Below are 21,120 nucleotides of genomic sequence, written 5' to 3' on the forward strand. Positions count from 1 at the left end.
GACTACTAGCGAGCAACTGACAATGGCATCAAACACGCACGACGCGGCCGCCGACCCCTCGACCGAGGGGAACTACGACTACGTCAACGACGACGTAGAACGGCCGGGGCTGGTCGAAGACCTCGAATCTATCGTCGAGGGCGACGTGCGATTCGACACGTACACGCGAACGATGTACGCGACGGACGCGTCCGCGTACGAGAAGATGCCCATCGGCGTCGTCATGCCGACATCGACGGACGACGTGGCGGCGGTGATGGAGTACTGCGCCGAGCGTGAGATTCCTGTCCTCCCGCGGGGCGGTGGGACGAGTCTCGCCGGACAGACGGTCAACGAGGCAGTCGTCCTCGACTTCGTCCGCTACATGAGCGACGTAGAGGCTGTCGACCCCGAGGCACGGACGGCCACGGCACAGGCCGGGGTTCGGCTCGGCGACCTGAACGAACAACTGGCACCACACGGACTGAAGTTCGCCCCCGACCCGGCGTGGGGCGACCGCTCGGCGCTCGGCGGTGCTATCGGAAACAACTCCACGGGCGCGCACTCGCTGAAGTACGGGAAGACAGACTACTACATCGAGGAAGTCGAGGTCGTCCTCGCCGACGGCACGGTGACGACGTTCGGCGAGATGACCGTCGACGAACTCCGCGAACAGGGCGACCCAACAGGCACTATCGAAGAGCGAATCTACGCGAAAGTCGCCGAGATTCTCGACGAAGAGGCCGACGAAATCTCCGAGCGCTTCCCCGACCTCAAGCGCAACGTCTCGGGGTACAACCTCGACATGCTCGTCGACGAGATGCGCGGCGAGCGCCGGACGCCCGACGACACCGGCATCGACGACGACTGGGACGCGGGGCACGTCAATCTCGGTCGTCTCATCGCCGGGTCGGAGGGGACGCTCGCCATCGTCACGAAGGCGACTGTCTCCTTGGCAGAGATTCCGAACACGGCCTCTGTCGCGCTCCTGACCTACGACAACGTCATCGACGCGATGCACGACGTCGCCCCCATCCTCGAACACGAACCGGCCGCGGTCGAGGTCATGGATGACGTGCTTCTCGATTTGGCCCGCGACACAGCCGAGTTCGCGGACGTTGTCGGGATGCTGCCCGAAGGGACCGATTCGACGCTCTTGGTCGAGTTCTACGCCGACTCCGACGAGGACGGCAAGCAGAAAGTCGCCGACCTCGTTGCGGACCGCGTTCCTGATGCGGGCGCGACCGAGTTCGACCCCTCTGATGGGGCGAAATCGGTGACAGAAACGGAACGTCGCGCCACCGACTTCATGGAGGCCCACGACGCCGACACGCGCGCGAAGTTCTGGAAGATGCGCAAGTCGGGGCTTCCGATTCTCCTCTCGCGGACCTCGGACGAAAAGCACATCGCCTACATCGAAGACACGGCGATTCCGGCGGAGAACCTTCCTGCCTACGTCTCGGACTTCCAGGACATCCTCGACGAACACGACACCTTCGCCTCGTACTACGCCCACGCCGGGCCGGGCGTCCTGCACATTCGCCCGCTCGTGAACACGAAGACCGCCGAGGGCGTCGAGACGTTCGAGGCCATCGCCGACGAAGTGACCGACCTCGTCGTGAAGTACGGCGGGTCGGTATCGGGTGAACACGGCGACGGCCGTGCGCGCACGCAGTGGAACCGCAAACTGTACGGCGACCACCTCTGGAACGTCTTCCGCGACCTGAAATCTGCGTTCGACCCCGATTGGCTCCTCAATCCGGGGAACATCTGCGGCGACTACGACATGATCGAGAACCTCCGGTTCTCACCCGACTACGACTTCGACGCCGGGTTCGACCCCGCGCTCAACTGGGACAACGACAACGGCTTCGAGGGTATGGTCGAACTCTGTCACGGCTGTGCAGGCTGTCGCGGCCAGCAGTCCACTGTCGGTGGCGTCATGTGTCCGACCTTCCGGGCGGCCGAAGAGGAAATTCAGTCCACGCGCGGCCGGGCGAACATGCTCCGGCAAGCGATGAGCGGCGGCCTCTCGGAAGACGAGATGTTCACAGACGAGTTCGTCCACGAGGTACTGGACCTCTGTGTCGGCTGTAAGGGCTGTTCGAAAGACTGCCCGAGTGGTGTCGACATGGCGAAGATGAAAGCCGAAGTGGTCCACGAGTACCACCAGCGCAACGGGTCGAGCCTCCGCGACAAGGTGTTCGCCAACATCGACGCGCTGTCGAAACTCGGGTCGAAGTTCGCGCCGCTCGCAAACGGCGCGACAAAGATTCCGGGTGCACGCACGCTGATGGAGAAGACCATCGGTATCGCGAAAGAGCGCAAACTCCCGGAGTTCCACTCGACAAGCTTCGTCGAGTGGTTCGAATCACGCGGGGCGGCGGGCATCCCAGAGGCGCAAGCCGACCGCAGGGTGCTGTTGTTCCCCGACACCTACACGAACTACAACCACCCGGACGTCGGGAAAGCTGCCGTGCGGGCGCTCGAAGCCGCGAACGTCCACGTTCGTATTCCCGATGGCGTCGCCGGGTCGGGTCGGCCGCCACACTCGAAGGGCTTCCTCGACCGTGCCCGCGCCGACGCGGAACAGAACGTGGACGTGCTCGAACCCTTCGTCGAGGAAGGATGGGACATCGTCCTCTGTGAACCCTCGGACGCGGTGATGTTCCAGTCGGACTACCTCGACTTGCTCTCCGGTGCCGACGTGGAGGCCGTCGCGGCCAACTCCTACGGCATCATGGAGTACTTCGACACGTTCCGACTGGACGACGAGCTCTCGTTCCTCCCGCAAGATGACTCCCTGACGTACCACGGGCACTGTCACCAGAAGTCCACGAAGAAGGACCACCACGCGGTTGGCGTCCTTCGACGGGCTGGCTACGACGTGGACCCGCTGGACTCGACGTGCTGTGGAATGTCGGGCTCGTTCGGCTACGAGGCCGAACACTACTCCATGTCGATGGCTATCGGGAACATCCTCTCGGACCAGGTGGCCGACAGTCCGGGCGACGTCGTCGTCGCGCCGGGGGCATCCTGTCGGTCGCAACTCGAAGACATGGGCGTCGACGACGAACCGCCACACCCCGTCGAGATGCTCGACCGCGCCATTACGGTGTAGTCGGCTCTCACGGAGTGGCACCCGTCTCGACACGGAGTCGAAACCCATGGGCACGGGTTCGGTGAACGACTGAGGCAAGCGAGCCTCGGCACTGACGCGACCGGACGTTGGCACTGAATCAAGCAGGATTCGGCACTGAGGTACACACGGGGCTGGAATCTGCTGACTCGGACTGGGCTGGTCCGAGTCGGCACACACTCACACTCGCCTCTCTCGACTCTCTCGATTCTCTCTTCTCACAACTCGTCGAGGACCGAGCCGAAGGCATCGAGCGCGGCGGCCATCGCGTCCGGGTCGCCGCCGAGCGAGATGCGAAACGCGTCCGAACGGTCGAAAAACCGGCCGGGAACGACGAGTACGTCACCATCGAGGGCGGCTTCGACCACTTCGCCACCGCTGTGTGTCTCGTGTTCAAAGAGGGCGAACGACCCGCCAGCGTGGATTCGACCGTCGAGGTTCGGTCGCTCGGCGAGGAACGACGCCAGTAACTCGTGGTTCGCCGAGAGATGTTCGCGAGCGGCGGCGTCCAGTTGCTCGCTGTTGTGGAGGGCGCGCCGCGCGAGTTTCATGCTCGGGTCGGCGACCGATGGGAGGTGCATCGAGGCCTGACGCGCCCGTGCGACGACCGCCTCCGGGCCGACGAGCCAGCCGACGCGAAGGCCACCCAGCCCGTAGAATTTCGTCAGCGACCCGGTGACAACGACGTTCGGCAATCCGGCAGCGGTGACGCCACCGAACGGGCCGTCGTCGGCCGGGTCGACGTAGGGTGCGTACACTTCGTCGACGAGGAGATACCCACCTGCATCGGCGGCGTGATGTGCCATCTCCGCGAGTTCGGCGCGGGTCGCGAGGCGACCGGATGGGTTGTGTCGGTTCGTGACCATCGCATAGGCGAACGTGTCGATGGCCGCGCTCTCGATGCGATGCGGTTCGAGCGCGTGGTCGAACTCCGGCGGGCGAAGGAATCGGTCGACGCGAGCACCCAATGCCTCGGGTGTCTCACAGAGTGGCTGATAGCCCGGTTTCTCGACGAGAACCTGTGGTTTCGGTGCGTCGGGTGAGTCGGGTGAGTCGGTCGCGTCGGCCGCGTCGGTCGCATCTGTCTCGTGGCTCCGACGCTCGACTCGGTCGAGGAGGGCACAGGCTGCGAGGAAGTTCGCGTGCGTCGCGCCCGCGGTGACGAGAACGTTCGACTCGGAAACACCGTATCGGTCGGCAAGTTGCCCGGTGAGCGTTGCATCGGTCGGGTCAGGCAGTCCGGCGAGTGACGGTGGAACGAGTCCCTCGAACTCTGACGTCGGTCGTAAATCGCTCGTTGCGAGGTCGTGTGTCACCTCGTCGGTGCGGCCGATAATCCAGTCGAGGTAGGGAATCGAGGGAAACGTCGTCGTCATTTGCCACCTCTTCGAAAGCCGCAGCGTAAGTCGTTGGGGTCGACCGAACGGGTTCGAAGACCACTACTGGAAGACGACAGTGCCATTGTGAATCACACCCATATAAAAGAACGTTGAAAACCGCCGTTTTCATATAAAAAGCCAAAATTTTTATATACTGATAGTCACCGCTTGGGAGCCATCGCCGAAAGATGAGGTAAAGCCCTTCCACGTTGTAGGTAGGTTCGCCGGGGTGCCTCTGACTACCGGCAACGTCGTGCCTCCCGGGGTGCCCGGTCCGGCAGGCACGACAGAGGGAATTCCCTCACCCTTTCTGACGAAATACCGCAGTTGACGCATCGAGAGCCTCGTCTACGGTCTCATATCGGGCGAGGTGTGACGTGCAGTCGCAATCTGACGAGCCAAAGCCATCGACTGGCCCGTCGGCGAGCGCCGCCGCCACATCGCACTCGATGTCGCTGTCGACCACGCAAACGACACGGGAGAGCGTGACGTCCGGGTGGCCGCCGAGGTAATCTACGTGCCAGTGTCGCGCATCGTGGTCTCCCTCTGCGACGCGCCGGTGTCGAAGCACCCGACGAAGCCCACCTGTTCCGAAGGCGCTTCCAAGGTACACATAACTCCCTGCCGGAAATCGCTGCTCTCCGAGGGCACCGACCTCGGTCGTGAGTTCGGGCACGTCGAAGACGAGTGCGTAGGTTCCACTCGGCGAGTGCGTGTCGAGTTCGAGCGGGTCGTCGTCAGTACCGAACGTTTCGGGTGCGAGCGAGTGGACGGTCACTGACGGGAGTTGAAACGGAGTCTACGAAAGGTCGGCGGGATGTGGTTCGGCGTTCGAGGCGAGACGTTCGAACAGGTCGGCGGCCGCTGTTTCGAGTGGGTAGACGCTGTGGAAGTCGTCCGGGTCGCGTCCGCGACCGCTCGCGAGGCCGACCGCTTTGGCGATGGTGTCGTAGTTGTCGCGGACGAGGCTGCCGACGATGCCGGGCGTCCCCGCCCTGTCGGCGAGTTCTTTTGCGGCCGCACCGCCCGCGTAGACCTGCCCTTCGGTCCTGTCGACGAGGACCATCGCGAAGGGCACCTCGTCGAACTGGGCCGCGAGGAACTCCTGAGCGGCGTCGTCGTACCACGAAATTGCCTCCACGTCGTCGAGGCGCTTGAGGGCAGTCGCGGCCACGGAGCAGTAGGGGCACTCCCCGTCGTAGATGAGGACGGCGTCCGCGTTCATACGCTCTCGTGAGGACCCGAAGGACAAAAATAGCGCGGCGGATGGGAAAGTCATGCTATCGTGTAGCAATCTCCGACAGCGTTAGGACGGCGAAGTCCGAGGTGAGAGCGTGGACGACATCATCGAGTGGCTTCGAACGCGTCCGTACTACGAGGGGCAGATTCGCGCCCACCGGACGTTCGAGGCACGCGACCCCACCTTCGCCGACGTTGACCTCGAACCGCGGTTGGCGTCGGCTCTCGACGACCGCGGTATCGACCACCTGTACCGCCATCAGGCCGAGGCAGTCGACGCCGTGCGTGACGGAGACAACGTCGTCCTTGCGACCAGAACCGCGAGCGGGAAGAGCCTCGCGTACACGGTTCCAGCGTTCGAGCGTGCGATGGACCACGGCGGCCGCACGCTGTATCTCGGCCCGCAGAACGCCCTCGTGTCTGACCAGTTGGACACGCTTTCGGACCTCGCGTACGGCCTCGGGTTCGGCAGTCGCGTCTCGGTCGACCAGTACACTGGTCGGCTGTCGAAGTCGGAAAAGCGGGAGGTTCGGAAGCGACGACCGACCGTCCTGCTTTCGAACCCGGATATGGTTCACTACGCACTCCTGCCGCACGCACACCGTCTCTGGGAGTGGTTCTTCTCCTCGCTGGAGACGGTCGTCATCGACGAGGTACACGGCTACCGCGGCGTCTTCGGGAGCCACGTCGCCCTGCTGCTTCGGCGACTCAAGCGCGTCTGCGAACGCTTCGGGTCGGACCCACAGTTCATCTGCTGTTCTGCGACCATCGGCAACCCGGTCGAACACGCCGCGCGAATCACTGGTGAGTCGGAAGAGTCGTACACGCTCGTCAATGGCGACGCGAGCGGAACCGGCGAGACACACTGGCTGCTGTGGAATCCACCGGAGTACGAAAACCCCGACGCTGGTGGGTCGGGACGCCGGCGCTCGGCCCACGTCGAGACGAAGAACCTGTTCGTCGATTTGGTCTCACGTGGTCACCAGACGCTCGCGTTCACTCGGGCCAGACAGGCCGCCGAGCGGTACGCTTCCGAGAGCGCGAACGACCTCAGAAGTCGCGGCGAACACGGACTTGCAGGCGAGGTCGCGGCCTATCAAGCGGCACTCACTCACGACCGACGGCGGGAGATAGAATCTGGGCTGCACGATGGCGACATCACGGGCGTCTGGAGTACCAACGCGCTCGAACTCGGGGTGGACGTTGGTGGTCTCGACGTGGTTCTCATCGATGGCTACCCCGGCACACGAATGTCCGCGTGGCAGCAAGCCGGGCGTGCAGGCCGCGGCGACAGACCGGCCTTGGTCGTCCTCGTCGGCGGCGAAGACCAGTTGGACCAGTACCTCATGAAACACTCCGGTGAGTTCTTCGAGGGCGACCCCGAGCGGGCGGTGTCCGACCCCGAAAACGACCACCTGCTCCCCAGTCACGTCGCCTGTGCTGCGTCCGAAAATTGGCTCTCGACCGCCGACGAGGAGTACTTCGGGTCGTCGTTCCCGAACGTGGTTTCCACCCTCGAAGACGACGGGACGCTGGCGCGGCGAGACACCGACGACGGAGTGCGGTGGACCCACGACGGCGGCGGAAGCCCACAACACGCGATGAGTCTCCGAACCATCACGGACCGAGAGATTCGACTGATGGACTCGCGGAACAACGAGACCATCGCGAAACTCGCGTTCGAGGACGCCCTGCGCGACGCCCATCCGGGGGCGGTGTACCACCATCAAGGCCAGACGTACGAAGTCGCCGACCTCGATTTGGACCGCGACGTAGCCCGCCTGCAACCCACGTGGGCGGACTACTACACCCGCGTCCTCCACGACAAGCACATCACCGTCGAACGCGACATCCTATCGAAACCGTTGTCTGCACGCTCGGATGTCGAGGTTCGCTTCGCCGAGGTGACGATGCGCAAGCAGATTACCGGGTTCGAGCGCCGCGACCCGAAACGCGGGACCACCATCGGCCAACAGCTTCTCGACCTGCCTGAGACGAGCCTGCGGACGAAAGCACTGTACTTCACCGTCCCCGGCGACGTGGAGTCAGAGATGCGCGAGTTGGGAGGCAACAGCGAGGAAGACGGTGGCTTGAGCGTCGGCAGCGACTACGCTTTCAATGGCGGCATCCACGCCGCCGAACACGGGATGATTTCGCTCTTCCCACTGACCCTGCTCTGTGACCGCGGCGATATCGGCGGACTCTCGACGCCGTATCACAGCCACACCGACCAATCGACCATCTTCATCTACGACGGGCACCCCGGCGGCGTGGGGCTGACGCGTGCGGGTTACGATATCGTCGAACGACTGATGCGGCAGACGGCGGCGTTGATTGCCGACTGTGACTGCGAAGATGGCTGCCCCTCGTGTGTGCAGTCGCCGCAGTGCGGGAACGCGAACGACCCGCTGCAGAAAGAGACCGCGGTGCTGTTGTTGGAGTCTCTGACGGGGATTCGAGACTCGCCCTGAGGAGAGCAAAGGGACACCCGGCACCAGCTTGTTGACCGTCTGAAACGTTGAAACACGTATCAACAGGTATTTTTGGCTTGCCTAAAATTGTACTGGCAATGGATTCGGATATCTGTGTCGTCGTTCCGACCATCCGCGAGTTCGAGTGCATGCGAGCGTACTTCGACAACGCCCGCGCACACGGATTTGACCTCGACCGTCTGTTCGTCCTCCTCGTCACGGAGGACTTCTGCGACACCGAGGAGATGGCGGCGATGCTCGACGACGAGGGAGTTTCAGGGGCAGTCTTCGACGAATCGGACCGCGAAGAGTGGTACGACGAACAAGGGATTTCGGAGTACGGGCATCTCGTCCCGGCCGCGAGCCACGCGCAGACGAGCTTTGGCCTGCTGTACATGTGGGCACACCCCGAGTTCGACTACGGCTTCTTCATCGACGACGACACCCTCCCCCACGACGAGTGGGACTTCTTCGGGCAGCACATGGAAAACCTCCACCGCACCGACGAAGTGGAGTCTGTCGCCAGCGACGAACACTGGGTGAACGTCCTCTACCAGAACGCCGACGAGCACGGACTGTACCCCCGCGGGTACCCCTACTCGGCGATGGGCGAGACGGTCGAGACGGACACCAGAGAACTCCGCGACGTCGTCGCCTCGCAGGGACTGTGGACGAACGTTCCCGACCTCGACGCCGTGCGCATCCTGATGGACGGCGACCTGCAGGGACAGGCCCAGACCCGAACCGACTTCGACGACTTCGACGGCGACTTCGTCGCCGAACCGGGCCAGTACCTCACCGTCTGCTCGATGAACCTCGCTTTCGAGCGCGAGGTCATCCCCGCGTTCTACCAGTTGCCGATGGACGACAACGAGTGGGAAGTCGGCCGATTCGACGACATCTGGTCGGGCGTCTTCCTCAAGCGCGCCGCAGACGTGCTGGAGAAAGACATCCTCACCGGTTACCCGCTGTGTGAGCACAACAAGGCCGCCCGGCCGACGTTCGACGACCTGAACAACGAGGTTCCGGGTCTCGAACTCAACGAACACCTCTGGGAAGTCGTCGACGCGGTCGGTGACGACGCCGACTCCTACGCCGAGGTGTTCGAAGCGATGGCTGACGAACTGGCCGACGGAGACTGGTCCGACTATCGAAACGGCGAGTTCTTCAACTACGTCGGGAGCCATATGCAAGACTGGCTCGCGTGTCTGGACGCGCTGGCGGCACCCCGCGCCGCAGTCACTGCAGACGACTGACACGTATTCCTCGTTTTACACCGACTTGGGGCGCTGAACCGGCAGGTATTTATGTTTTAGGCCTACCTAAATCCATGTATGCAAGACCACGACCGAGAGCCTTGCGTCCACAGTCGTCGTCGGTTTGTCGCAACCACGGCGGCGCTGGGTCTCGGCGCACTCGCCGGTTGTACTGGCGGTAACGAAGAATCGACGGCAACGACGACGGAAGCTGACAGTACCAGCGCTGAGCCGGTCGGACAGATTGGCTCTGGTCGCTCGCCGTTTGGCGACCGCGACATCACCGGTGGCGTCTCCGTTGCGGAGATGCCGGACCTCTCTGGAGAACTTACGCTCTACTCCGGTCGCGGAGAGGCACTCGTCGGCGAACTCATCTCCTTCTTCGAAGACTACTACGACGACTTCGACGTGGTTCCGCGGTACAACTCCGCAGCCGAACACGTCAACCAGATTCAGACCGAGGGGCAGAACAGCCCCGCCGACGTGTTCTTCTCGGTCAACGCCGGGTCGCTCGGCGCACTGAAGGACGCCGGCCGGACACAGGAGCTTCCGAGCGAGGTTCTCGACCTCGTCCGCGACGAGTTCCAAGACCCCGACGGCCAGTGGACTGGTACCTCGGGCCGCGCCCGAACCATCCCGTTCAACACCGACCAGTTCGACGAGTCGGAGATTCCAGACGACATCATGGAGTTCCCCGAAACGGAGGCCTTCCGCGACAACATCGGCTGGGCACCCACGTACTCGTCGTTCCAGGCGTTCATCACGGCGATGCGCGTCCTCGAAGGCGACGAGGCGACCAAGGAATGGCTCCAGGGCATGCAGGACCTCGGCGTCACCCAGTTCAACGACGAGTTCCTCGTCTCGCAGGCCGTCGCAGACGGCGAGATTCACGCTGGCTTCGCGAACCACTACTACATCCAGCGCATCCTCGCCGGGCGACCGAACGCGCCGCTTTCGACCGCCTTCACCGCGGGCGACGCCGGCTCTATCTTCAACGTCGCGGGCGCGCTCGTCCTCGACACCGCCGACGATTCCGAGCTCGCGGAAAACTTCGTCCGTCACCTGCTGTCGGCCGAAGCGCAGGACTACTTCGCCCGCACGACGTTCGAGTACCCACTGGTCTCGGGCGTCGACCCAATCGGCGAACTCCCCAGTATCGACGAACTCAGCCCGCCGGAAGGGCTCGACCTGACGCAACTGTCGGACCTGGAGGGAACCGTACGACTCTTGCGTGAGGTGGGCGTGCTCTGAACTGAATCACTCATGGCGACCGAACAGCAGACAACGACTGGCGGGGGCGACGACGAGCAACCGCTCGGACTGACTATCGCCAGCGGTGCTGTCGCTGCTGCCGTCATCGTCCCGCTGTTGTGGCTCGTCAAAACCGCCCTCGACGTGGGCTTCGCCGAAGCGCTTGCACTCGTCACGCGCCCGACGACGGTGCAGGTGTTCATCAACAGTACCATCCTCGTCGTCCTCGTGACGGCTGCGTGTGTCGGTCTCGGCGTCCCGCTCGCGTATCTCACAGTCAGAACCGACCTGCCGTTCAGACGCTTTTGGACCGTCGTCGTCTCGCTGCCGCTCGTCATCCCGAGTTACATCGGCGCGTTCGCGTTCGTGTCGGCGTTCGGTCCGCGCGGCGTGTTCCAGCGCCTTCTCGCGCCCCTCGGTGTCGAGTCGTTGCCCGAAATTTACGGCCTCCCGGGAGCGGTGCTGGTACTGACACTCTACACGTACCCATACGTGTTCATCACCGCACGGGCCGCGCTGAAGTCGATGGACACCACGCTCATCGACGCCGCACGGACCCTGAACCACACCCGCTGGGAGGCGTTCAAACGGGTGACGCTACCGCAGATCCGCCCGGCTGTCGCCGCCGGGGCACTCCTCGCAGCACTCTATACGCTCTCTGACTTCGGGACGCCCGCAATCATGCGGTTCGACGCCTTCACCCGTGTCATCTACGTCGAGTTCGGAGCGTTCGGCCGCGACACGGCGACACTCCTCTCACTGCAACTCGTCGGCGTGACGCTCCTCATTCTCACCCTCGAATCGATGATTCGAGGTGACGAGCGTACCACGACCGGTGGGCGCTCGGGCAGCGTGATGCAACTCGGGCACTGGAAGTACCCGGCGGTCGGGTTCGCGGCACTCGTCGGCGTCGTCGCGCTCGTCGTTCCGCTGGGCATCCTGCTCACGTGGTTTGCACAGGGCGTCGCCGCGACGAGTCGCTCGCTCGCGTTCCAGCCAGAATACGCGTTTAACTCCGTGCTCGTCTCCGCCGCGACAGCGGTCGTGGGGACGCTCGCTGCCCTCCCGGTGGCATACCTCGCGGCGCGGCACTCCTCTCGGGTGAGCACACTGTTCGAGCGCGCGACATACGTCGGCTACGCGGTTCCCGGCGTCGTCCTCGGTCTCGCGCTCGTCTTCTTCGGCAGTTCCTACGCGACACCCATCTACCAGACGCTCTATCTCCTCGTCTTCGCTTACGTCATCCGCTTTATTCCGCAGGCTGTCGGGTCGCTCCGCGCGTCGTTCCTCAGGGTCGACCCGGCGCTCCCGGAAGCGGCACGGACGCTCGGTGAGACGCCCACGGGAGCCTTCCGTCACGTGACGCTCCCGCTCGTCGCACCCGGCCTTCTCGGCGGCGCGGCACTGGTCTTTTTGACCACCATGAAGGAACTCCCGGCGACGCTGCTCTTGCGTCCCGCGGGGTTCAAAACGCTCGTGACGCACATCTGGACAGCCCACGAGTCAGGGTACTTCGGACAGGCCGCAGTCCCCGCGCTCATCTTGCTTTTCGTCTCCGGGCTATCAATGCTCGTCATTATCACACAAGAGGGATACGATGTCAAATAGTACACTCGGCACGTCCAACGATTCGACCACACAGGAGTCTCGCTCCGATACAGACAGCACCACCGACACCACAAGTGACGTGAACAATCGAACAGACATCGTCCTCGAACTCGACGGCATCTCGAAGTCCTACGGGACCGAATCGGTCATCGACGACCTCTCGCTCTCGGTTCGAGACGGGGAGATTCTCACGCTTCTCGGTCCCTCCGGGTGTGGGAAGACGACGACGCTTCGGCTCATCGCCGGGCTGGACCGGCCGAACGGCGGCGAAGTCCGTCTGAACGGGAATCCAGTCTCTGGGAACGGTTCCTTCGTCGCCCCCGAAGAGCGCGGCGTCGGTGTCGTCTTTCAGGAGTTCGCGCTGTTTCCGCACCTCACTGCCGCCGAGAACATCGCCTTCGGGCTAAAGGGCCTCTCGAAAGCCGAGCGCGAGGCGCGCGTCGACGAGTTACTTGACCTCGTGGGGCTGGAGACCCAAGGTGAGAGCTACCCGGACGAACTCTCCGGCGGGCAGCAACAGCGCGTCGCCCTCGCGCGCTCGCTCGCTCCAGAACCGGCGATTCTCCTCCTCGACGAGCCGTTCTCCAACCTCGACGTGGACCTACGAGTCCAGATGCGCGAAGAGGTTCGCCGCATCCTCAAGGAAGCGGGTGTGACGGCCGTCTCGGTTACACACGACCAGGAAGAAGCCATGTCTATCTCGGACCGCGTCGCGGTCATGAACGACGGCAAACTCGAGCAAATCGGCGAACCTGAGCAGGTCTTCCAGCACCCCGAATCGCGGTTCGTCGCCAGTTTCCTCGGCTACGCCGGGTTCCTTCCAGGGCACGTCGCGGGTGACGTGGTGGACACGGAACTCGGGACGGTTCCACGAGCGCAGATTCACGGGCTTGCGCCCGAATACGACGAGACGGACATCGACATTCTCGTGCGCCCCGACGACGTGTCCGCGCACGCGTGCAACGGGTCAGGACACGGCGAAGTCGTCGGCAAGCGCTACCTCGGGCCGACCATCCTCTACGAAGTCGAACTCGACGGCGGCGACAACCTGCTTTGTATGCACAACCACGACGAGACCGTCCCGACCGACGGCCGCGTCGAGGTGAGCCTCGACGCCGGTCACGAACTCGCGTGGTTCCCGAGCGAACAGCGTCCCGAGTCCGGCCTCTACTCCGACTAGAATGGGTCGAACCGGACCACGACTCTCTGATATCGTCGGCGCCGTATCGGTCGATTTCGACATCGAAACCGAACAGACCCAGCTGTGGCTCGTCGCCGCCGCCGTCTCTCTCGCCGTCGGGCTGCTCGTGACGTGGCTCGCGGTCGACCTCTTTCCGTACCACACCGTCAACGACGACGAAGGCGTCTACCTGATACAGGCGGCGATGCTGCTCGAAGGAAAGCTGTTTTTATACCCCGGTCAGCTTGCAGAGGCCGTCAGACCGTGGTTCTTCGTGGTCGAAGAGACCCCGAGTGCTCCCGGTGGCGTCCAGATGTACTCGAAGTACTCGCCGGTCGTCCCGACGATGTTCGCCCTTGGGCTGGCGGTCGGACTTCCGAATCTCGTGTTGGGCGTCGTCGCCGCCGCAAACACGGCCTTCGTGTACGTGCTCGGCGCAGACGTGTTCGACCGGCAGACAGGCATCGTCGCCGCCGGACTGCTCGGCTTCTCGCCGCTGTTCCTCATCAACTCCGCGACGTTTCTGGCGTACGCACCGACGACGATGCTGAATCTGGCATTCGCGGTCTGCTACGTCCGCGCGGCCCGTCGCGACTCCTCGGGCTACGCCGTCGTCGCGGGCAGTCTCGTCGGCCTCGCGTTCTTCGCTCGGCCGTACACCGCCGTCCTGTTCGCGCTTCCGTTTATCGCCCATTCACTGTGGGCGCTCGGAACTGCGTGGCGCGCCGGAACCGGCTGGGCCGTCTTCCGCCGCTACCTCGCTATTGGGCTTCCTGGCCTCGCGTTCGTAGGGGTCACGCTGGCGTACAACGCTGTCGTGACCGGTGACCCACTGGAGTTTCCGTACATGGCGTTCGCGCCACTCGACGGGGTTGGGTTCGGCTACCGAGAGATTCTCGGGTACGACCTCGTGTACACGCCCGAGCTCGGGGTCGAAACGGGTGTCGAGGCGCTAGAGATGCTCGTCACTCAGTGGGGGCCGATGGGATGGCTCGGCACCGTCGCGGCGTTCGTCGGCCTCGGCTTCACGGTGCTCCGCTGGTGGGGACATAAAACCGGCACGAACCTCCACGGAAGCAAGCGACGCCAAGCACACGGATTAGGCGGACGCGACCGGGCCTTCGTCGAACTCTCGGACGACGCGCTCGCGGCTATCGTCCTCGGCGTCTTCGGGTCGGTGTTCGTCGGCAACGTCTTCTTCTGGGGGACGCACAACGGGCTTCGAAACGGGCTTATCGACCTTCTCGGGCCGTTCTACCACTTCGACGCGCTCGTCCCGCTCGCCGTCTTCGCCGCGGCTGGACTCGTCGGAGGCCTCCGGGTCGTTCGACAGCGGGCACGCGGACGCTTCTCACCATCAGAGACACGGGGCGTCGTCTTCGCCGTCGCACTCGTGGTCGCCCTCGTCGCCGGGGGTGTGACGCTCGGTGCGGTCGATGAACCGTACGACGAGAACCGACTCCGAACCGAGAACCTCGAATCGACCTACGAACCACTGCTCGAAGCCGGGTTCGAGTCGCCGCCACTGACACCGACGGGCCCGAGTTTCAGCGGGGAAGCGGCAGAGACAGAAAACGCGCTCGTCTTCCATCCCGACCCGTACGGCGACTGGTCAGCCCACCCGTTCCAGACGCTCCGAAACGACCCCGGGTTCGACGGGCGAGTCATCTACGCCATCGACGACGGCCCCGAACAGGATTTCACCGTACTCGACGCGACGAACCGGACGCCCTATCGGTTCGCTTACCAGGGGTCGTGGACGGGTGCTGAGGACCCGGTGACGTCCGAACTCACCCGCCTCAGGGTGTTGTCGGGCGAACGGGTCACGGCGACGACAACTCTCGGCGCGCCGGAGGAGACACGGACTGTCTCCGTGAGAGTCGAGGCGGGCGGCGAATACGCCCGCTACGACGTGCCGATGGCCGAGAACCACACCATCGACTGGGAGATGACGGCCGAAGGCGTCCGAGTGACGAACTATCCGCACGCCGGAGGCGTACGGCGCGTGCCGATTCCAGAGGGTGCGAGCGACGTCGACCTCGCGGTGACCTACGTCGGCGACTTCGGCGAGACTGTGACCTATCGGCAGACAGTCTCGGTCGAGCGGGCGGACGGCGACGTTCGCGCCATCTGGCCGCCGGAGACCCGCGTTTGTCGGTTGAGCCTCGACTGCGGGTCGGATGGGCAGTGGGTCGGCCCCGACGGAGACTACGTAGCGGGCGTGTCGGTGGAGACGAACGCGACAGTCGCAGAGTGACTGACGACTCGCCATCCGGCCAGACTGTGTCGAAATACTGAATTTCAGTATTCCTTAGCTTTATTTCAGCAATTTCTTTTTGAACCTAACTGATGGGGCATCTCTCTCAATACCGAGTCGGTTGTACTTGTGTCTGGATATGACATACAATCCCAAGCGGCGGCAGGTGCTGAAGACGATTGGTGGTGCAGGGCTGTTCCTCGCGGCTGGTGGCGTCGGTGCGGCAAGCGCCAAGCCGCCCCGTGACGGAGAGACGATAGTCGACATCGCAGTGAACACGCCCGGCTTCGAAACGCTGGTCGCCGCGGTCGTCGAGGCCGGTCTCGTAGACGCCCTCAGCGGAAACCGCCAACTGACCGTGTTCGCACCGACTGACGATGCGTTCGCCGCGTTGGGTGTGACAAAGGACAACGTCGGCGACATCGACTTCGAGGCGGCGGTCGGTGCGTCACTCGGCGAGATTCTGACGTACCACGTGATTCCGGGTCGGCGGAAGGCACAGTCCGTCGTTCCGGTCAAGAAACTGCCGACGCTGAACGGCGAGAAGATTGCCGTCGATAGAACCACACTGAACGACGGCCAAGCCGAAATCGTCGCCACCGACATCATGGCGTCGAACGGTGTCGTTCACGTCATCGATGGCGTGTTGCTTCCCTAACCGACTGTACCTTTTTGTGCGAAGGCGGGACCACAGCGTCGCGTGTGAACGCGAGAAAACTGATAAAATAAGGCTGAAAGCGTCCTACAGGGCTGAAAGCGCCTATGACTCGCGCCGCCAGACGATTGCCTCGCCAGTATCGAGTTCGACTGTGAGCGAATCGGCACCCGACACCGACACTTCGACGCCCGGAGCGACGAGGGCGGGTTCCCATCCATCGGTCGGAATCGCGGGGGCGTTGGCGTCCTCGTCGGCGTCTTCAGCGAGGTACTCGGGCGACACCCGAACCGGGACGCCCTCCATGTTGGCGGCGAACAGGAGTTGCTCGTCGCCCGTCGGTGACGTGCGGAACCCGTAGTAGAGGACTGTCCCGTCGGTCGGGTGGCGGTAGGTGAAGTAGTCGTCGTCCTCGTCGAGGTCAGACAAGAGCCACGGGCGGTCGTGGCGGAACTCGCGCGTCTGGATACGGAACGTGCTTCGGTCCTCGTCCTGCGCGTCGTGCCAGTGGCTCAGGTTGGCGAAGTCGTGAACGTCGCGCATCCACGCGTAGCCGTAGGCTTCGAGGTCGGCCGCCGAGAGGTCGTCACCGAGTGGTTGGTCCATCGCCGAGAGCATATCCGCCATCACGTCGAGGTCGTAGTCGGTCGCGTTGACCGCCGACGAGAGGGCGTTCATGAACGTCAAAAGCTCCTCGCACGAGTCGAATCCGAGGTCCTTGACGCGGCGGAAGAACCGGTCGTCTTCGAAGTCCTCGTCGCGTACCTGCCAGTACAGGAACTTCGACTCGTCGGAGACGACCTTGACGTTCCACGTCGGGTCGGTGTCGCGGACGAACCCCCACGGAGCACGCATGTTCGCGTGGACGAAGTCCATCGGGACGCCGGGCAGGAAGCAGTGGAAGAGCATCGACGACGCGGCGTTGTCGTAGGCTTCGTCCAGCGTTTCGGGGTAACCCTCGCCGAGATAGGGGTTGACCGGTGATTGATTGAATTCGACGGTCGGGTCGATTTGTGTCCCCCGCCTGACGGTGTCGTGGTTGGCGACGCCAGTCAGCCAGTTCCCGCCGAACTCGCCGACTTCGCGGACGCGCCACCACTTCGTCGCCCAGAAGGTGAGCAGTGCGGGCGTGTTGTGCGCGAACGTGATAGGTGACCACTGGAACGAGTGGGGATGCTGTTCGATGAGGGCGCGATAGGAGGACGCCAGTTCCCAGTCCTCGCGCGGCCACGGGCGGCCATCCTCGTAAATCATCCACGGGCGATACTCGGTTCCGGCGACTTCCTGCGTCACGCGGTCCATCTCCGCGAGGAAGTCGTCGTCGTGGTACATCTCACCCGTCTCGGGGTCGTAGGAGGTGAAGTCCTGTGCGCCGTCGACACGGATGCCGTCAGCACCGAAGTTCATCTTTCGGCGCTGCATTTCGAGGAAGACGGCGCGAGCAGTCGGTTCGGTGTAGTCGAGATGCTTGCCGTACATCCCCGGGCCAAGGATGTAGCGGTCCGAGAGGAGTTCCGCACCGCGGTCGTCGGCGTGGCCGAGCGCAACGTCGAAGACGACCTTGATTGGACGCGGCAGGTCGTGACAGGCGGCGATGAAGTCCACGAGTTCGTCCGGGCGGCCGCTTTCGAGGATGGCCGGGTTCGGTGCCGAGAAGGCGCTGACGACGATGTCGTAGCCCCAGTTAATCATGTCGGGGCGGGCGACATCGACGGTGAGTTCTTCGTCTTCCCCGGACGCAACTGACCAGAAATCGTGTTCCCCCTCGTTTTCGGTCAGCGGTTCGACGGGCATCACCTGAATGCCGTCGTAGCCCGCGAACGCGCGCTCCCACGGTTCGAGGTCGCCGCCGGCGCGCTGTTTCTCCGCGATTCCCTCGTACACCTCGGCGAGGCCTGCGAGAGAGCCACGTTTGGTCGCGGTTCCGGGGTGAATCTCCAACATGCTCGTCGCGGGGTCGATGCGCGGTAGGCCGTCGTCGTCGCTGGTCGAGACGCGTTCGTCGTCGGTTCCGAGCGCTTCGAAGTACTCGCGGTCCGCGCGTGTCTCGTCGAGGCGGTCGAGGTCGTAGACCTCCGCAGGGGCGAACGCGCCGAACGGAACCGAGTACGAGACGGGGTCCTGAATCGTGTGTTCCTCGCCGTCGTCGTCCTCGTAGACGAGTTGGTACAGCGACCCGAGCGTCTCGCGCGTGCCCGGTCGAACGTCCGCGACGACCGCCCAGTGGTACTCGCCGACTCGTCGCATCGGAACGCGGTCGCGCTGGAAGGTGACACGCCGATGGTCGGTGTCGCCGGGGTCGAGGTCGGCAGGCGGGGTGAGAATCTCCAGTTCGACCGCCGATTCAGGGACGCCTTCCTCGACGAGTTCGGGCGTCCAGAAGCCGAATTCGACGTGTGGGGTGTCGCCGTCAGGTCGGCCGTCCGAGTCTCGTCGGTCGACCACGTGCGCGCCCAGTCGCGTCGTGAGTTCTTTCGCGGCCTCGAAGGAGTCGTCGTGATTCTCGACGACCGACTCGTGCCACGAGACGAGGTCGTCGGTTCGGTCCTGCAGTTGGGTCGGAGTGCCGTATTCTGTGCGCATCGTGTGTCAGGTGGTCGGATGAAAGCGGGCTTCAGAGAGGGATTCGGGCGCTGCTTACGCGAGTGGACAGATTGCCACGTCGTCGACGTGGATGCCGCCCTCGGCGGCGACGGCGTCGCCCGAGACGATATCGGTCGCATCGACCGCAAGGTCGCCGACGTCGACGGTCGCGGGGTCGTCGCCGAAGTTCAGCAGACAGAGGTACGACCCGTCGTCGTGGTCGCGGACGAACGCGACGGCGTGGTCGGTGTCGGTCTCGAAGTCGATGCGGCGGAACGTACCTTCGTATCCGAGTGCAGGCGTCTCGTCGCGGACTTCGATGAGTCGCTCGTAGTGCTCGCGGATGTCGTCGCGGGCGTGCTTCCACGCGAGGGCGTCACGACGGCCGCGTTGGCCGATTTCTTGGCCGCCGTAGACCATCGGCACACCGTGGAGCGTAAAGAGCGCACCTGCGGCAGCCATCGCCGCGGACTCGCCGCACTCGACGATGTAGCGCGTCTCATCGTGGTTCTCGATGTAGAGCATGAACGCCGCGTGGTCGGGGAAGCCGACTTCGGCGCGCTGCTCGATGGCATCGAGGATGCGCTCTGCGGGTTCGTCGCCGCGGCCGACCTGCCGGAGCGTGAAGTACAGCGTCGTGTCGAAGTGCATGTCGAACATCCCGTCGTGGAAGTCCGCGATGTACGGGATGGTCTCGTCGAGCAGCAGGAATTCGGGGTCTTTGGACTTGACGCGGTCGTGGACCTCCTGCCAGAACGTGTCGGGGACGGCCCACGCCATGTCGCAGCGGAACCCATCGACCACGTCGGCCCACATGTCCACCGCGTCGAGGAGATACCGTCTCACATCGAGGTTTCGGTGGTCGAAGTTGGCGATATACTCCCAGTCGAAGTACGTGCCCGGTTCGCCGTTGTCCTGCCACTCGTACCAGTCGTAGTAGTCCGAATCGGGGTTCTTGTAGGCGTCTTTGAAGAAGGGATGCTCGCGGGCGGAGTGGTTGAGAACGAGGTCGAAGAGGACCTTCATCCCGTGGTCGTGGGCGGCCTCGACGAACTGCTCGTAGTCCTCGCGAGACCCGAGGTCGTCGGCGATAGAGTAGAAGTCCACGATGTTGTACCCGTGGGGGGCGTGGTCGTTCTGGAGGACGGGCGTGAGCCACAGGCAGTCGACGCCGAGCGATTCGAGATAGTCGAGTCGCTGTTCGAGCGCCTCGAACGTAGTGTCTGATTCTTCGTCATCAGATGCGTAGCCGCGGACGTAAATCTCGTAGAGCGTGACGTTCTGTGCCCATTCAGGAGGGTCGTTCGGGCGGGCGACGGACGTCGCGTGTCCGCCAGCGCCATCGCTCTGTGCCGTCTGCTCGACTTCGGCCTCGGCGACGCCACCGTCGGTGGCAACGTCTTCGGCACCACTGTCCGGCAGTGCGTCTGCTTCGGCACCACCGTCCGGGAGCGCGTCGCGTTCGACGACGACGGAATCGGGGACGCTGTAGGTCTCGTCGAGTGCGACGGCGTAGACGCCGATTCTGTCGCCGATAGCCGAAAGCGGGACGCGGAGTTCCCACCCATCGGTCTCGACTGCGGACTCGTCGACGTCGTCGCGGTCGTCGACGACGAACTCGACCACGAGGTCGTCGCGGTCGGTGTCGCTGTTGGGGTTCGGTTGCGGGTCGGCGCGGACGACGACTACGTCGTCTTCGACACTGGCGTCGAGGCGGATGCGCGGGCGACCGCCTTCACCGCGCTGTGCCTCGCCAGCACCGCTTCCAGAGCCAGACGCGCCGCCACTCACACCGGTCGGTCGGGCAGAGCCGCTCTGTCCACTGAATCCGCTGAAACCACTCTGTCCACTCGCGCCGCTGCGGGCGGAGCCTGCCGGGAGGTACGTTCCGGGGAAGACGCGGATAGTGAGCGTGTGCGTTCCGTCCGGGGCGTCGAGTTCGAGAACGTAGCTCCCCGCTGCGTCGGGGTCGAACTGGACGACAGCAGTTTCTTCGGGGAGTTCGAGACTGCTAGCAACGGGGGCACTGTGTACACGCCACGTGTACGTCGCGTCGGGGTCGGGGTCGCGCGGAGCGAGTTGGACCGACTCACCGACAGCCATGAACTGCGGCGGTCCTGGGT

13 protein-coding genes are annotated in these 21,120 nt (G+C 64.0%); 8 read left to right on the forward strand and 5 right to left on the reverse strand.

Translation table 11 applies throughout. The features are described 5' to 3' along the window. The first annotated feature begins 22 nt into the window (after positions 1–22). Positions 23–3,100: an FAD-binding and (Fe-S)-binding domain-containing protein gene (locus tag C453_RS10795; protein WP_008324499.1), complete on the forward strand. Its 3,078-nt coding sequence runs from the start codon at positions 23–25 to the stop codon at positions 3,098–3,100. A 236-nt stretch (positions 3,101–3,336) separates the two neighbouring features. Here C453_RS10795 and C453_RS10800 read toward each other — a convergent pair whose 3' ends face one another. From C453_RS10800 to C453_RS10810, 3 genes are all read right to left on the reverse strand, one after another. After that, positions 3,337–4,494: a pyridoxal phosphate-dependent aminotransferase gene (locus C453_RS10800; protein WP_008324501.1), complete on the reverse strand. Its 1,158-nt coding sequence runs from the start codon at positions 4,492–4,494 to the stop codon at positions 3,337–3,339. A 304-nt stretch (positions 4,495–4,798) separates the two neighbouring features. Continuing rightward, positions 4,799–5,275: a GIY-YIG nuclease family protein gene (locus C453_RS10805; protein ID WP_008324502.1), complete on the reverse strand. Its 477-nt coding sequence runs from the start codon at positions 5,273–5,275 to the stop codon at positions 4,799–4,801. Positions 5,276–5,296: 21 nt separating this feature from the next. Beyond that, positions 5,297–5,722, reverse strand: coding sequence for a DCC1-like thiol-disulfide oxidoreductase family protein (locus C453_RS10810; RefSeq protein WP_008324503.1), 426 nt, complete (start codon positions 5,720–5,722; stop codon positions 5,297–5,299). A gap of 109 nt (positions 5,723–5,831) precedes the next feature. Here C453_RS10810 and C453_RS10815 point away from each other — a divergent pair, with 109 nt between their 5' ends. The 7 genes from C453_RS10815 (at position 5,832) to C453_RS10845 (ending at position 16,417) form a co-directional block, all read left to right on the forward strand. Beyond that, positions 5,832–8,207, forward strand: a complete 2,376-nt coding sequence (locus tag C453_RS10815) for a DEAD/DEAH box helicase (protein WP_008324504.1) — start codon at positions 5,832–5,834, stop codon at positions 8,205–8,207. A 98-nt stretch (positions 8,208–8,305) separates the two neighbouring features. After that, positions 8,306–9,463, forward strand: coding sequence for a hypothetical protein (locus tag C453_RS10820; RefSeq protein ID WP_008324505.1), 1,158 nt, complete (start codon positions 8,306–8,308; stop codon positions 9,461–9,463). A gap of 78 nt (positions 9,464–9,541) precedes the next feature. Then, complete coding sequence (locus C453_RS10825) at positions 9,542–10,714, forward strand: iron ABC transporter substrate-binding protein (RefSeq protein WP_008324506.1); 1,173 nt, start codon at positions 9,542–9,544, stop codon at positions 10,712–10,714. Between the two features lie 12 nt (positions 10,715–10,726). Further along, a complete protein-coding gene (locus tag C453_RS10830) occupies positions 10,727–12,322 on the forward strand; it encodes an ABC transporter permease (protein WP_008324507.1) in 1,596 nt (531 codons plus the stop codon). Continuing rightward, a complete protein-coding gene (locus C453_RS10835; protein WP_008324508.1) occupies positions 12,312–13,502 on the forward strand; it encodes an ABC transporter ATP-binding protein in 1,191 nt (396 codons plus the stop codon). Before C453_RS10830 ends, C453_RS10835 begins: the two co-directional genes overlap by 11 nt. Position 13,503: 1 nt before the next feature. After that, a complete protein-coding gene (locus tag C453_RS10840; RefSeq protein ID WP_008324509.1) occupies positions 13,504–15,759 on the forward strand; it encodes a DUF7846 domain-containing protein in 2,256 nt (751 codons plus the stop codon). A gap of 139 nt (positions 15,760–15,898) precedes the next feature. Continuing rightward, the gene (locus tag C453_RS10845; RefSeq protein WP_241430729.1) at positions 15,899–16,417 is read left to right on the forward strand and encodes a fasciclin domain-containing protein; all 519 of its coding nucleotides are present in this window, start codon (positions 15,899–15,901) and stop codon (positions 16,415–16,417) included. A 102-nt stretch (positions 16,418–16,519) separates the two neighbouring features. Here the strand turns inward: C453_RS10845 and gghA are convergent, their stop codons facing one another. Further along, positions 16,520–18,997, reverse strand: coding sequence for a glucosylglycerol hydrolase (gene gghA / locus C453_RS10850; protein ID WP_008324511.1), 2,478 nt, complete (start codon positions 18,995–18,997; stop codon positions 16,520–16,522). 54 nt (positions 18,998–19,051) lie between these two features. Next, positions 19,052–21,100 carry an alpha-amylase MalA gene (malA, locus tag C453_RS10855; RefSeq protein WP_008324512.1) on the reverse strand — a complete coding sequence of 683 codons (2,049 nt, stop codon included), beginning with the start codon at positions 21,098–21,100 and terminating at the stop codon, positions 19,052–19,054. Positions 21,101–21,120: the final 20 nt, after the last annotated feature.

The sequence above is a fragment of the Haloferax elongans ATCC BAA-1513 genome (assembly GCF_000336755.1).
GTDB lineage: Archaea > Halobacteriota > Halobacteria > Halobacteriales > Haloferacaceae > Haloferax > Haloferax elongans.

Excerpts from the sequence above, each read along its gene's own strand:
- C453_RS10795 (WP_008324499.1), top strand. The coding sequence starts at position 23 with ATGGCATCAAACACGCACGACGCGGCCGCCGACCCCTCGACCGAGGGG.
- C453_RS10840 (WP_008324509.1), top strand. The coding sequence starts at position 13,504 with ATGGGTCGAACCGGACCACGACTCTCTGATATCGTCGGCGCCGTATCG.
- malA (WP_008324512.1), bottom strand. The coding sequence starts at position 21,100 with ATGGCTGTCGGTGAGTCGGTCCAACTCGCTCCGCGCGACCCCGACCCC.
- gghA (WP_008324511.1), bottom strand. The coding sequence starts at position 18,997 with ATGCGCACAGAATACGGCACTCCGACCCAACTGCAGGACCGAACCGAC.
- C453_RS10810 (WP_008324503.1), bottom strand. The coding sequence starts at position 5,722 with ATGAACGCGGACGCCGTCCTCATCTACGACGGGGAGTGCCCCTACTGC.
- C453_RS10845 (WP_241430729.1), top strand. The coding sequence starts at position 15,899 with ATGACATACAATCCCAAGCGGCGGCAGGTGCTGAAGACGATTGGTGGT.
- C453_RS10800 (WP_008324501.1), bottom strand. The coding sequence starts at position 4,494 with ATGACGACGACGTTTCCCTCGATTCCCTACCTCGACTGGATTATCGGC.
- C453_RS10825 (WP_008324506.1), top strand. The coding sequence starts at position 9,542 with ATGCAAGACCACGACCGAGAGCCTTGCGTCCACAGTCGTCGTCGGTTT.
- C453_RS10830 (WP_008324507.1), top strand. The coding sequence starts at position 10,727 with ATGGCGACCGAACAGCAGACAACGACTGGCGGGGGCGACGACGAGCAA.
- C453_RS10835 (WP_008324508.1), top strand. The coding sequence starts at position 12,312 with ATGTCAAATAGTACACTCGGCACGTCCAACGATTCGACCACACAGGAG.
- C453_RS10820 (WP_008324505.1), top strand. The coding sequence starts at position 8,306 with ATGGATTCGGATATCTGTGTCGTCGTTCCGACCATCCGCGAGTTCGAG.